Origin of the sequence: Streptomyces sp. NPDC058751 (genome assembly GCF_042746485.1) — a bacterium.
GTDB lineage: Bacteria > Actinomycetota > Actinomycetes > Streptomycetales > Streptomycetaceae > Streptomyces.
Genome location: NZ_JBHYPZ010000067.1, coordinates 1 through 13,349, shown reverse-complemented (window position 1 = coordinate 13,349; position 13,349 = coordinate 1). Strand labels below are relative to the sequence as shown.

The following is a 13,349-nucleotide window of genomic DNA, read 5'->3' as shown; positions in this document are numbered from 1 at the left end:
GCGCTTCCGGCCGCCCGTTTCGGCGGTGGTCGGTCCCCGGGGACCGGCGGGGTCAGGGGTTGATGTCGGCCCCCCAGCCCAGCTGGGCGATCTGGGTCTCGCTCAGGGCTCCCTGGTAGGCCTGCACCTCGTCCACGTCGCCGCGCAGGTATTCGGTCCAGCCGTCACCGGCCCCGGCCCGGCCGACCTGGAGGGCGCCGGTGCTGTGCCAGCCGTTCGGGAAGTCGGCCGTGTCCCCGCCACCGAGCTGGCCGTCGACGTACAACTTGATCGTGTCGGCGGCGTCGTCGTAGACCACGGCAAGACGGTGGCCGAGGCCCTCGCCGCCGTCCGTAAACCCGGCCTCGGACACGACCTTCTCCGGGGCTCCGGCCTCGTCCCTCTCCGGCATCACCAGCTGCCAGGCGTGCGAGGACGGCTCGTAGCGCACCTTGAAGGCGTCGGTGTGCTCGCCCGCCTGGGAGAGCACGGTCATCGGGTGGTCGGGCTCGGAATCGGCGAGCCGCACGACCACGCCGACGGTGAAGCTGTCCCCGGTGTCCACGGCCGGCCCCTCGGTGGCCGCGTACGCGCTCTCGCCGTCGAGGTGCAGATGCCCGGCGTCGACCAGCGTCGGCGGCACGTGGGGGCAGTCGGGGTCGAGTTCCGGGAGGCAGGAGCTGTCGGGGACCCGGTAGATCGTCGCGCCCCCGCCGAGCCGCAGCGGCGAGCCGCCCGCCCCTTCGGGGCTCGCGCCGTCCGTCGCGGTCTCCAGCGACCAGTGACCGAGCCGCTTCGGCGTGCGGTGCGCGAGTTCGGAGACCTCGCCCGGTACGACGACCCGGTCGTGGACCCGTACGTCGGCGATGTCGCCGCGCCAGTGGTCGCGGTGGCCCGAGGCGTCACGCTCACGGCCGATCTGGAAGGCTCCGGCCGCCTCGGCGGGTGTCGCGGCCGCCGCGGTGCCGGTCTCGCGGCCGTTGACGTACAGCCGCGCCTTGCCGGTCTCCGCGTCGTACAGCCCCAGGACGTGGGCCCACTCGCCGGTCTCGGGCGCGCCGCCGGAGACCCGCGCGCCGCCGATCGCGAACGACCAGGCCGGGCCGGAGTCCCCGGCGCGCAGGCCGAGCGAGAAGCCGGTCGCGCCGTCCGCGTCCTGGGAGGCGGCCGTCATGGTCCGGCCGGTCCCGTCGGGCCGCACCCAGGCGCTGACCGCGAAGGACTTGCGGATGTCGGTGGCGGGGGCGTCCGGGGTGAGGAAGCCGTCGCCGCTGCCGTCCAGCGCGACGGAGGAGGTGATGGAGGTGCCCGCGGGCGCGGGACCGCCGAAGGTCACGCCGGTGCCCGCGCGGGCGGCGGTGCCCGCGCGGGCGGCGGTGCCCGCGCGGGCGGCGGTGCCCGTCTCGGCGGCTGCCGACCCGGACCCCGCGGGGTCTGTCAGCTTCCAGCGGGCGACGGGGGCGCGGCCGGACTTGACCCGGATCCAGTACGTGGTGGTGCCGCTGACACGGCCGGCCCGGTCGATCGCCTCGACACTGAGGTAGTTCGTCCCTGACCGCACCGGCAGGAAGCGGATGGTCGCGGGACCGCCCATCTCGGCAGGGCGTGCGGTGTCGTACGGGCCGCCGATGAAGTTGTAGCGGTAGCCGACCACGTCCGGGGAGGGGGAGTCCATCGTGAACGAGCCGTAGACGCCGACGCCGTCCTGGATCTCGTCCTCCGGATAGTCCGGCGAGGTGACGGCGGGCCTGTCCGGGCTCGCGTCGTCGACCACGAACGAGCAGACCGATCCACTGCCCTCGTCGCTCCACGCCGAAGTGGCCTGGCCGTCGTTCGCGCGGACGTGCCAGGAGACGACCGTGTTCGCCGGGATGTCGGAGGGCAATTGCCAGCTCCGCCGGCTCCCCGACAGACTGTCGACGGTGGTGAACGTGCGGCGCTGCTCGGCTCCGGACGAGTCCGTCCACCACGCCTCGAAGTCACCCTTGACCCGGTTGGCCTCGTAGGGCTGGTTGTCCTCCTCCGGGTCGTAGAGCACCGCGTCGAGCACCGGTGCCCCGGCGACGTACACGGTGTCTTCACCCGTCGCGCACGCCTTCCTCTCGGTCGTCAGATCCGCGACGAGCGGCTGCTTCGGCGGCAGATTGTCGAGCGCGTACGCGGTACCGGCCGCGGTGGTCAGCAGCGCCACCGCGCAGCACCCCACCGCCAGTCCCCCGCGTCCGACCGCCCTTCCGAGATCCTTCAAGTCGCCCTCCCCTATTGGCACTTGGGCTCGTTGATCAAGCGAGCCGCATGAACCTAGCAGGGGCCGCCGACAGAGGGGAAAGGGATTTCCCCGGGCCTCAGTCGAGCACCGGCAGCAGTTCCGGCAGGTGGCCGTCCGAGGCCGCCGCCGTGCGCTGCCGCTCTTCCGGGACCTCGCCGTACACGGTCGTACGGGGCTTGGCCGGGCGTCCCGCCGCCTCGGCCACCGCGATCAGCTCCTTGACCGACATGTAGGAGCCGTAACGGGAGCCCGCCATACGGGAGATGGTCTCCTCCATCAGCGTGCCGCCCAGGTCGTTGGCGCCGGAGCGGAGCATCTCGGCGGCCCCCTCGGCACCCAGTTTGACCCAGCTCGTCTGGATGTTGGGGATGTGCGGGTGCAGCAGGAGGCGGGCCATCGCCATGACCGCGCGGTTGTCGCGGGTCGTCGGGCCGGGGCGGGCGATGCCGGCCAGGTAGACGGGGGCGTTGGTGTGGATGAAGGGGAGGGTCACGAACTCCGTGAAGCCGCCGGTCTCCTGCTGGATGCGGGAGAGCGTGCGGAAGTGGCCGAGCCAGTGCCGGGGCTGGTCGACATGGCCGTACATCATGGTGGAGGAGGAGCGGATGCCGAGTTCGTGGGCCGTGGTGATCACCTCGATCCAGGTGGCGGCGGGCAGCTTGCCCTTCGTCAGGACCCAGCGCACCTCGTCGTCCAGGATCTCCGCGGCGGTGCCGGGGATGGTGTCCAGGCCCGCTTCCTTCGCGGCGATCAGCCATTCGCGGATCGACAGGCCGGTGCGCGTCGCGCCGTTCACCACCTCCATCGGGGAGAAGGCGTGGACGTGCATGCCCGGGACCCGTTCCTTCACCGCCTTCGCGATGTCGAAGTAGGCCGTGCCGGGCAGGTCCGGGTGGATGCCGCCCTGCATGCACACCTCGACCGCGCCGACGTCCCACGCCTGGGCGGCGCGGTCCGCGACCTGTTCCAGGGAGAGCGTGTAGGCGTCGGCGTCCGTGCGGCGCTGGGCGAAGGCACAGAAACGGCAGCCGGTGTAGCAGACGTTGGTGAAGTTGATGTTGCGGGTGACGATGTACGTGACGTCGTCGCCGACGGCCGCTCTGCGCACGTCGTCGGCGATCCGGCACAGGGCGTCGAGGGCCGGGCCGTCGGCGTGCAGCAGGGCGAGGGCCTCGTCGTCGGTCAGCCTCGTCGGGTCGTCGGCCGCGGTCGCGAGGGCGGAGCGGACGTCCGTGTCGATGCGGGACGGCACCATCCCGGGGACCGCGGCCTCCTTCAGTGCCGCCCAGTCGCCGTACACGGTGTCGAAGTCCTCGCGGCGGTCGCCGGTGCGGCCCTCGGTGTCGACGGTGTGGTGCAGATCGGTGCGCCCCGAGGCCGTGAAGACCTCCTCCGGCTCCTGCCAGGGCCGGCCCTCGACGACCGCGTCCGGCAGCGCGAGGCCGGTCTCCGGGTCCGCGAGCGCCCGTACGTGCGGCAGCAGCCGCGGGTCCAGCCAGGGTTCACCGCGCCGGACGAACTCCGGGTAGACGCAGAGGCGTTCGCGCAGCTCGAAGCCCGCCTCGGCCGACCGCTCGCGCAGCAGCTCGATCTGCGGCCAGGGCCGCTCCGGGTTGACGTGGTCGATGGTCAGCGGCGAGACCCCGCCCCAGTCGTCGATCCCGGCGCCGATGAGCCGCCCGTACTCGCCGGCGACCAGGTTGGGCGGCGCCTGGAGGCAGGCGGCCGGGCCCATGACGTGCCGGGCGACGGCGACCGTGGCGATCAGCTCGTCCAGTTCCGCGTCCGGCATCCCGCGCATCGCGGTGTCCGGCTTGGCGCGAAAGTTCTGGATGATCAGTTCCTGGATGCCGTGGTGGGCCCGGGAGACCCGGCGCAGCGCGAACAGGGAGTCGGCGCGCTCCTCGTAGGTCTCGCCGATGCCGATCAGCAGCCCGCTGGTGAAGGGGACGGAGGAGCGGCCCGCGTCCTCCAGGACCCGCAGCCGGACGGCGGGCTCCTTGTCCGGGGAGCCGAAGTGGGGGCCGCCGGGCTCGGACCACAGCCGGGTCGCGGTGGTCTCCAGCATCATGCCCATCGACGGGGCGACGGGCTTGAGCCGCTGGAAGTCGGTCCACGACATCACACCCGGGTTCAGGTGCGGCAGCAGGCCCGTCTCCTCCAGGATGCGGATCGAGATCGCCCGTACGTAGGCGATCGTGTCGTCGTAGCCGTGCGCGTCCAGCCACTCGCGGGCCTCGGGCCAGCGGTCCTCCGGCTTGTCGCCAAGGGTGATCAGGGCTTCCTTGCAGCCGAGTTCGGCGCCCCGGCGGGCGATGTCGAGGACCTCGTCCGGGGACATGAACATCCCGTGGCCGGCCCGGCGCAGCTTGCCGGGGACGGTGACGAACGTGCAGTAGTGGCACTTGTCCCGGCACAGCCGGGTCAGCGGGACGAAGACGCTCTTGGAGTACGTGATGACACCGGGTCGGCCGGCCTCCTCCAGGCCCGCGTCACGCACCCGCGCGGCGGAGGCGGCCAGGTCGTCCAGGTCGTCGCCGCGGGCCTGGAGCAGCACCGCGGCCTCGCTCACGTCGAGCGCGACCCCGTCCCGCGCGCGCTTCAGCGCTCGCCGCATGGAGTTCGCCGTCGGCCCGGATCCGGGAGTCGTGCCCGTAACGGAGGTCGTCATCCTTCGAGCATACGGTCGAGGTGATCAGGTATCGCCGGGCGTGCCCGATTCGAGCCGCACGGCGTCTGTCGGTCTTCCCGACAGCCGTCGATCCTCCTGGTGTGCGCCTGCGTTCACGGGCCGCCCCCACAGTGGTCCGTGGCACTTCGCAGCACTCATGTCACCGTCACACCCGACCCCTGGGAGCAGCAGTATGTGCGAGGACGACCACGGCATCTGCAGACGCGCGCTGTTCGTGACGGGAGCGGCGGCCGCGCTTACGTTGGGAGGCGTGACCTTCCCCAGCGGTGCGCACGCGGACGCGGCGGACGACCGGGAGACGCGGACGGTGCGCGGCACCCTCCCCGCCGGCTCCCCCGACTTCGTGTACCTGCCGGTCGAGGTACCGGCCGGGGTCGCGGAGATCAAGGTCTCCTACACCTACGAGAGGCCGTCGGTCCCTGCCGGTACCGCGGGCAACGCCCTGGACATCGGCATCTTCGACGAGCACGGCACGGAACTGGGCGGCCGTGGTTTCCGGGGCTGGTCGGGCGGCGCGCGCACGGAGTTCTTCGTCCGCTCGGACGACGCGACCCCCGGGTACGTCCCCGGGCCGGTCCGCCCCGGCACCTGGCACATCGCGCTCGGCCCGTACACGGTGGCGCCGCAGGGGCTGGCGTACGAGGTGACGGTCACCCTGACGTACGGGGAGCCGGCTCCGGCGCCGGAGCCGGTGTATCCGCCCTCCCGGGCCAAGGGCCGCGGCCGTGCCTGGTACCGCGGCGACTGCCACCTGCACTCCTGGCACTCGGACGGGCGCCGCACGCCCGCCGAGATCGCGGCGCTGGCTCGGGCGGCGGGCCTGGACTTCATCAACTCCTCGGACCACAACACGCATTCCTCGCACGCGCACTGGGCGGACCAGGCGGGCGACGATCTGCTGATCATGCTGGGCGAGGAGGTCACCACGCGCAACGGGCACGTGCTGGCGCTCGGCACGGACCCGGGCACCTTCGTCGACTGGCGCTACCGGGCCCGTGACAACCGGTTCGGCCGGTTCGCGCGCCTGATCCGCGGTGCCGGCGGGCTCGTGGTGCCCGCGCACCCGCACGCCACCTGCATCGGTTGCGGCTGGAAGTTCGGCTTCGGCGAGGCGGACGCGGTCGAGGTGTGGAACGGCCCGTACACCCCCGCCGACGAGGCCGCCCTCGCCGACTGGGACAGCATGCTGGCCGCCTCCGTGCGCGGGGGCCACGACTGGCTCCCGGCGATGGGCAACAGCGACGCGCACCGCGACCCCGACCGGGTCGGCTCCCCGCAGACGGTCGTCCTCGCCGACGACCTGACCCGCGAGGCGATCCTGGAGGGCATCCGCGCGGGCCGTTCCTACGTCGCCGAGTCGAAGCTGGTCTCCCTCTCCTTCACGGCCTCCGGCGCCAAGGGCGAACACGCCGGGATCGGGGGCCGGTTGAGGGTCGCCCCGGACACTCCGGTCACCGTCCGCCTGGAAGCCTCCGGCGCCCCGCGCTGCACGGTCCGCTTCGTCACCGACCAGGGCGTGCTGTTCACCAGCGCCCCACTGCCGGTCTCGGGTTCCGGAACGGTGGAGTGGCGTACGACGGCGTCCTACGCGGCGTACGTCCGCGCGGAGCTGCGCCACGAGACGGCGGCGGGCCCGGTCCCGGGGGCGCTGGCGGCGTTCACGAATCCGATCTTCCTGGGGGCGTAGGCGGGCTGCCGCCCGTGAGGGCGTCCGCGCCGGTCAGTCCGCGATCAGCTGCCTCCCGCACGCGCCTCTTCGAGGGCGGCCATGATCTCCGGGGAGTTCCTGATCCGGACCCTGTGACGGTAGGCCCTGACCACAGCGGCGGCGCCTTCGAGATCGTTGACCGGCGAGGCTCCTACGGCGGCGGCCAGTTCCTTCTCGAACCTCTCCCTGTCGCCGGGAAACCCGTAGCGGCTGAGCACCCCGCGCAGGTCGTCCACGGTCCGGATCTCCGGCAGGGGCGTCGTTCCTCGGCCGTGCTCAGGCTGTGCGCTCATGGTCTGCTCCTGATGAACGGGCATGGCTGCACCTGTCAGTATGGCGCCGCCCGAGGGGGACGGACATCGCACGCAATGCCGGGAAAGCGGGACCGGCGCGGTCACCGGGGGCCCGCCCCGCCCCAGCACTCCGCCCACAGCGACCCTGCCCGCTCCAACTCTCGACCACCCCCGCCGCTTTCGGCGCCCTTCTTCGGGCGCTCAAGGGCGACGGCCGCGGCTGAACCACCTTGCTTTCGGGCGGGGTGCCCGGTCCTTCAGGGCCGGGGTGAATGCCCGCTCCCGCGGAGCGGGGCAGGGGAAGCCGAATCGCCTCCAGGGCGATTCGGCTTCTCGGAAGAGACGGCGGCGAGGCGGACCTCGAGCAGGTGCGGCAAATCGGAGTCGACGGTGGTCGCTCGGCGGCGGCCGATGGTCGGGCGAGTCGGTGGCCGGGGTGGTCACTCGCACGGGTGATGTCGATCGATGCTGTGGGCGGTCGGGGAACGTGTTGGCTAGGTTCACGGCCATGGCACGGTTTCGGATGTACCCGACGGACGGGCAGGCGGGCGTCATGCTCGGCCACTGCGCGCACGCCCGGTACGTCTGGAACCTGGCCGTCGAGCAGCACGCGCACTGGTACAAGGGTCGCAGGGCGGCGCCCGGTTTTGCCGAGCAGTGCCGTCAGCTCACCGAGGCCCGGCGGGAGAACGCATGGCTGGCTGCGGGCAACGCGGATGTGCAGCAGCAGGCGCTGAAGGACTTCGCCACGGCGAAGAAAGCCCGCTTCACCTCCGGGTTCGGTGAGCCGACCTGGCGCAGGAAGCACGTGCACGAGGGCTTTCGCGTCATCGGCACCGACCGGGTTCCGGAATTCGGGGCGGATGGTTCGCCGAAGCTCAACGCGAAGACCGGTAAGCAGGTCATGGGCCGCTCGGTCGTGGTGCAGAAGCTCAACCGCAGGTGGGCGCGGGTGAAGGTGCCCGGCTGTGGCTGGGTCCGCTTCCGGCTCAGCCGCAACGGCAAGGGCTCTGAGCTGCCGGAGGCGAAGACGTTCCGTGTCACCTTCCGTAACGGACAGTGGCATGTGGCGTTCGCCGTCATCCCTGCGTCGATCGACGGGCCCGGCACGGGTGAGGTCATCGGCGTCGACCGGGGCGTGGCCATCACCGCCGCCCTCTCCGACGGGCGGAAACTGAACTGCCCGCAGCTGACCGTCAGGGAACGCGCCCGGATCCGCAAGCATCAGCGCCGGGCCGCCCGCGCGTCCAAGGGAAGTGAGCGCAAGGCCGCCGAGTACGCGAAGGTGGCCCGTATCAGGGCCCGTGAGGTGGACCGGCGCAGGGACTGGTGCGAGAAGACCAGCACGATGCTCGCCCGCGGCTATGACCTGGTGCGGTTCGAGAAACTGAACATCAAGAACATGACCGCCTCCGCGAAGGGGACGGTCGAACAGCCCGGCAGGAGGGTCGCCCAGAAGGCCGGGCTGAACCGAGTCATCCTCGCCCAGGGCTGGGGCCTGCTCCGGCAACGCACCGGGCACAAGGCCCCCGGACGGGTCGAGGACGTGCCCGCCCCCTACACCAGTCTGCGCTGCAGTGCCTGTGGCTGGATCGACAAGGACTCGCGCAAGAGCCAAGCCGGGTTCGTCTGCTCCTCCTGCGGCTTCACCTGCAACGCCGACACCAACGCAGCAGTCAACGTCGCGGCAGGACAGGGCGGGATCCCCCGCCCCCGGCGAACAGCCGGTGCCGGAGGGGTGACAACGGCCACCAGCCGCTCGAACACCCGTGAACCCCAACCCACACGGGCTGGAATCCCCCTCTTTTAAGAGGGGGAGGATGTCAACAGAGGTTCCAGGTCACGACCCGCATCCCCAGCCTCCTGCTCCTGCCGCGCGACATCGGGGACCATTGAATCAACTCCCTTGTGTCACACACCAGTCCGGACAGGAGCCCCATCGATCATGGCCCGCCTCACCGACCTCAGGTTCCGCGCCACGACCGCCTTGCAGCGGCACGTCGTCAACCCGGTCTCGCGCCGGATGCCGTTCCAGACGCTCCTGGAGACCACCGGCCGGGTCTCCGGCCTGCCCCGGCGCACCCCGCTCGGCGGCCGCCGCGTCGGCGACACGTTCTGGCTGGTCTCGGAGTTCGGGGAGCGGTCGCAGTACATACGCAACATCCAGGCGGACCCGAGGGTGCGGGTGCGGCTCCGGGGCCGCTGGCACGAGGGCACGGCGCACCTCCTCCCGGACGACGACCCGGTGGCCCGGCTGCGCACCCTGCCCCGGGGCAACAGCACGGCGGTACGGCTGATCGGGACGGGACTGCTGACGGTGCGGGTGGATCTGCGGGGGTGAGGCCGCCGGCGTCCTGTCCCCGACGCCGGGGGCAGGACGCCGGGGACAGAGGGTCGGCGCGTCCCGGTCAGGCATCCCAGACTTCCGCGTTCGTGCTGGTCATCGGGGGTGGGATGTATCGCCGTCCCGGGTTGGCGGGCTTCTGTTGTCCCAGGCCGACGGGCGATCCCATGCTGTGGATGTCGCACCGGCCGGGCAACGGCCGAACGGGCAGTCCGCCCGGCAGCGCCACGACACCCCGGCCCGCCGTCCGCATGGAACGCCCATGCCCCCAGGCACCCGGGACCGCCGGCGAGTGCGACCTCACGTACTGACCGAAAAGGAAACGGGACACCATGAACACGTCTGCCCGCAGCACCCGCAGGAACGCCAAGAACTGGAAGTCCTACGCCCTCGGGGCCGTGGCGGCCGCGGCGCTGCTCACGACCACGGCGTGCGACCCGGGCGCGGCCGAGGGTGCGGACGGCTCCAAGTCCTCGGCCGAGCCGAGCGCGACGGCTTCGGCGAAGCCGGGCGGCGGCTCTTCGGGCGACGCGGGCGGCACGGACGGTACGAGCAGCACGGGCGGTACGGGCGGTACGAGCAGCGCGGGCAAGACGGGCGGCGGTACCGGCGGCACCGGTAAAACGGGCGGCGCGGTCACCGGCGGCAAGACGGGCGGCACGGGCAACGGCGGCGGCACCGGCGGCAAGGCGGGCACCGGTGTCACCGGTGGCACCGGCGGCGGCACCAGCGCGGGGACGATCCCCGCCTGCACCCAGAAGGAGCTCGGGGTGTCCGCCGTGAAGGAGAGGGACTTCCGGCACCTCCTGCTCACCGTGCAGAACGCGAGCGACAAGAAGTGCAACCTCTACGGCTACCCCACCGTGACGCTCGGTGCCGACGCCCAGTTCACGACCCCGGTGATCGAGGACAGCAACGGGACCCCGGGCGAGCCCGTCACCCTCGACCCGGGCCGGGAGGCGTACGCCGCTCTGCTCGTCAGCAGCGGCAACACGGGCGAGTACGAGGCGAAGAGCATCACCCTCAACCTCCAGGGCGGCAAGCCCGGCAGCAGCGTGGGCAGCCCGATCGACGTCCCCATGCCCACCAGCACCCTGTACGCGGACAACAAGCAGCTCGTCACCTACTGGACGACCGCTTCCGGCTTCGCCCTGCGCTGCATCATGTCGAAGTGACGGCCCCGACCGTGCCGGGCACCAGCGCCTCCGGAATCCGCCGGAGGCGCTGGTGGCGTGATCCATCTCGCGTCCATCTGGGCTCGGAGAGACTGAAAAGACCTATGAGGTCATTTCAGCTGAGAGCGGGGCGACATGATCGGGACCGTGTTCCGGAGCGAGGAAATACCGGCACAGGACAGGTTCGGCCGATGGCAGGAGCTGATCGGCCGGACGCGCTACGGCGGCTCCGTCAGAGTCGCCGACGCCGATGCCGCGGACTTCTGGGCAGAGGGCAAAGTGATGGAGCTGGGCGCGGTGACCATGCTGTCGATGGCGTTCCTGCCGAGCCGGTATCTGCGGAACCACAGAATGATCCGGCAGTCCGACCCCGAGTTGTACCACCTGTCGCTGCTGCTCGACGGGGAACTCGCCCTCGACCACGCCGGGCGCAGCGCGACGTTCGCCGCGCACGACCTGCACATGGTCGACAGCTCGCAGCCCTACGACCTGCGTCCCGTCGACGCGTACAGGAACCGGGTCGTCAGAGGGGTGGGGGTGGACATCCCCAAGGAACTGCTGCCGTTGCCGCCGCGGAGGATCCAGGAGTTACTGGGCCGTGCGATGCCGGGCCGGGACGGCGTCGGCGCCCTGCTCAGCGACTTCCTCGTCGGTGTGGTCCGGCAGGCCGACACGCTCCGGCCCTCCGACGCGCCACGTCTCGGTGAGGCTCTGCTCGACCTGCTCTCCGTCTGGTCCGCCCAGTTGCTGGACGCGAAGACCGATGTGCCGCCGGAGGCCCGCCGCCGGGCCATGACCGAAAGCATCCGGGCATTCATCCGGCGCAACCTGCACGACCCCGAACTGACGCCCCCCGTGATAGCCGCCGCGCACCACATCTCCCTGAGCTATCTGCACCGCGTCTTCCAGCAGGAGTTCCAGGGCGACACGGTCGCCGCACACATCCGGGCCCTGCGGATGGAAGGCGCCCGCCGCGATCTGGCCGACCCCGCGCTGCACGGCACTCCCATCCACGCCGTCGCAGCCCGCTGGGGCTTCCCGCGCGCCTCCGACTTCACCCGCGCCTTCCGCGCCGCCCACGGGTGCTCTCCGAGGGAGTTCCGGTTCCGGCCGACGGCCGAGTGGACGCAGAGGCAAGAACCGGGGCGGACGGTGCACTGAGCGCCAACGACATCCGTGCAGCTGCGCGGCACTCTTGATCGCGATCGCATCGCATCGCATCGCATCGCATCGCATCGCATCAGGAGGAAATCATGAACTGGAAGCGCCTTTTCTCCACAGCCGCAGCCACGGTGACGCTCGTCGGCGGCGGCATGCTGGCGACCGCCGCGCCCGCCCAGGCCGACGGTAACTGCCCGTCGAACGCCGCCTGCCTGTGGGACGCCACCGGCTTCCACGGCCAGAGGATCCTGACGCGCAGCACCAACACCTGTTTCGCAATGGGCCAGTTCAACTTCGGCGACATCCGGTCCTACGACAACAACCTGTCCGTCGACGGCCACCTCTGGTCGTTCGACGACAACGGGGAATGGGGGCATCACCGTACGTTCGTGGCCGGTGGCTTCAGCAGCAACATCGGCGTCCCTGGGCTCGGCGGCCAGGACCCGGCCTGGATCTGCATGGGTTCGGCGAACATCTACGACTACATCTGAGGCATCTGAACCGGAAAGCGGACGGAAACACGAGAAATGACGGTGGGTACGGTGCGGGAAACACGGGGACGGAAGAGGCTGCGGCACGCCCTGGCGGGTCTGGTGCTCGGCGCGGCGGTGTCGTGGTGGTGCCAGCCCGCGGCCCTCGCGGACCACGGGACGGTCACCCGCACCGTACTCACCGCCGACGCGGAATTCACCGGCGGGGGCGCCGTCGAGCTGATCGGCCGGACGGTCACGCTGAACGCCGGTGAGTCGCGCCATGTGCGGGCCCGGCTGGAGGCGACGAGTTCGACGACCGCGATCGTCGGAATGACGAACGCCGTTCGCTGCGTGAACTCGTCGGGCGCGACCGTGGGGGTGAAGGCGGCCTCCGCGCGCAATCACGAGGGCTACGACACGACGACCTACGCGACACCGGGACACCTGCCCCTCTACGCGGACCTCCTGTTCACCGCTCCGTCGGCGGGCACGTACCGGTGCGGCCTCCTTGCGTCGGCCTACACGACGTCCAGCGCCGAGTACCACCTCACCGCGGTCGCGGGAAGCACCTGGATCGAGATCAGCGACACCGGCCAGGCCGGCGCGGGATGGTGGCAGAACCCTGCGTGCGAGAGCGCCGACGCCGACGGCGCCTGCACGTACGTCGGCGGCGGGGCGGCGGATCCCGACGCGTGGGTCTTCTACGGCGACGGCACACCGCTGAACAAGTGGCAGGCGCACCCCTTGGCGAGCGCCGTCGACGCCCAGGCCAATCTCGAACTGACCACGTGCCCCACCGGCACCAAGTCCTGCGCGGCCGGCATGCAGGAACACCCGCGCGGTACGAACGCGGTGGTGGACCTGCGCTTCGAGTTCGTCCAGCTCGACGCCACCGGGCACGCCTGCCGCACGCACCAGCAGGCCGCGCGCAGGACCGTCACGGACGACGCGCACCACTCCGTGAGCTATTTCGCGGTCTCCGGGATCCCGGTCGACTCCGCCTGCGGAACCCGGACGTTCGTCATGCGCGTCTACGTCAAGCACGTCGAGGGACAGACCGTGAAGATCGACGGCGTGCAGAGCGGGGTCACGTCGCTGACGAACGGGATAGCGATCAACCGCTTCTCCTGAGCCCGGTTCCCGGCCGGGGGGGGGGGGGGGGGGCGCCGCCCCCCCCCCCCCCCCCCCCGCCCACGGGGTGGGTTGGGTTAAAAAAAACAAACCCTCCCCCCACACAGAGGGGGTTGATGAAAGG

At 71.4% G+C, this 13,349-nt stretch carries 10 protein-coding genes; 7 read left to right on the top strand and 3 right to left on the bottom strand.

Annotation, left to right across the window (positions count from 1 at the left end; all coding sequences use genetic code 11):
- Window positions 1-52: 52 nt before the first annotated feature.
- Together ACFW6B_RS38695 and ACFW6B_RS38690 are read right to left on the bottom strand one after the other, a co-directional pair.
- Complete coding sequence (locus ACFW6B_RS38695) at window positions 53-1,654, bottom strand: LamG domain-containing protein (RefSeq protein WP_386604181.1); 1,602 nt, start codon at window positions 1,652-1,654, stop codon at window positions 53-55.
- Window positions 1,655-2,324: 670 nt separating this feature from the next.
- Window positions 2,325-4,919: a bifunctional FO biosynthesis protein CofGH gene (locus ACFW6B_RS38690; protein ID WP_386604133.1), complete on the bottom strand. Its 2,595-nt coding sequence runs from the start codon at window positions 4,917-4,919 to the stop codon at window positions 2,325-2,327.
- A 193-nt stretch (window positions 4,920-5,112) separates the two neighbouring features.
- Between ACFW6B_RS38690 and ACFW6B_RS38685 the strand changes: the two genes are divergently transcribed.
- Window positions 5,113-6,627, top strand: coding sequence for a CehA/McbA family metallohydrolase (locus ACFW6B_RS38685; protein WP_386604131.1), 1,515 nt, complete (start codon window positions 5,113-5,115; stop codon window positions 6,625-6,627).
- Window positions 6,628-6,671: 44 nt separating this feature from the next.
- Here ACFW6B_RS38685 and ACFW6B_RS38680 read toward each other — a convergent pair whose 3' ends face one another.
- Entirely contained in the window at window positions 6,672-6,941 is a 270-nt protein-coding gene (locus ACFW6B_RS38680) for a hypothetical protein (protein ID WP_386604129.1), read from the bottom strand.
- A 508-nt stretch (window positions 6,942-7,449) separates the two neighbouring features.
- Here ACFW6B_RS38680 and ACFW6B_RS38675 point away from each other — a divergent pair.
- From ACFW6B_RS38675 to ACFW6B_RS38650, 6 genes are all read left to right on the top strand, one after another.
- Entirely contained in the window at window positions 7,450-8,751 is a 1,302-nt protein-coding gene (locus ACFW6B_RS38675; protein WP_386604126.1) for an RNA-guided endonuclease InsQ/TnpB family protein, read from the top strand.
- A 135-nt stretch (window positions 8,752-8,886) separates the two neighbouring features.
- Entirely contained in the window at window positions 8,887-9,282 is a 396-nt protein-coding gene (locus ACFW6B_RS38670; protein ID WP_386604124.1) for a nitroreductase/quinone reductase family protein, read from the top strand.
- A gap of 335 nt (window positions 9,283-9,617) precedes the next feature.
- A complete protein-coding gene (locus ACFW6B_RS38665; protein WP_386604121.1) occupies window positions 9,618-10,460 on the top strand; it encodes a DUF4232 domain-containing protein in 843 nt (280 codons plus the stop codon).
- Window positions 10,461-10,595: 135 nt separating this feature from the next.
- Window positions 10,596-11,621: an AraC family transcriptional regulator gene (locus ACFW6B_RS38660; RefSeq protein ID WP_386604119.1), complete on the top strand. Its 1,026-nt coding sequence runs from the start codon at window positions 10,596-10,598 to the stop codon at window positions 11,619-11,621.
- Between the two features lie 92 nt (window positions 11,622-11,713).
- Window positions 11,714-12,112: a peptidase inhibitor family I36 protein gene (locus tag ACFW6B_RS38655; RefSeq protein WP_386604117.1), complete on the top strand. Its 399-nt coding sequence runs from the start codon at window positions 11,714-11,716 to the stop codon at window positions 12,110-12,112.
- Window positions 12,113-12,163: 51 nt separating this feature from the next.
- Entirely contained in the window at window positions 12,164-13,225 is a 1,062-nt protein-coding gene (locus tag ACFW6B_RS38650; RefSeq protein WP_386604115.1) for a hypothetical protein, read from the top strand.
- Window positions 13,226-13,349 lie beyond the last annotated feature (124 nt).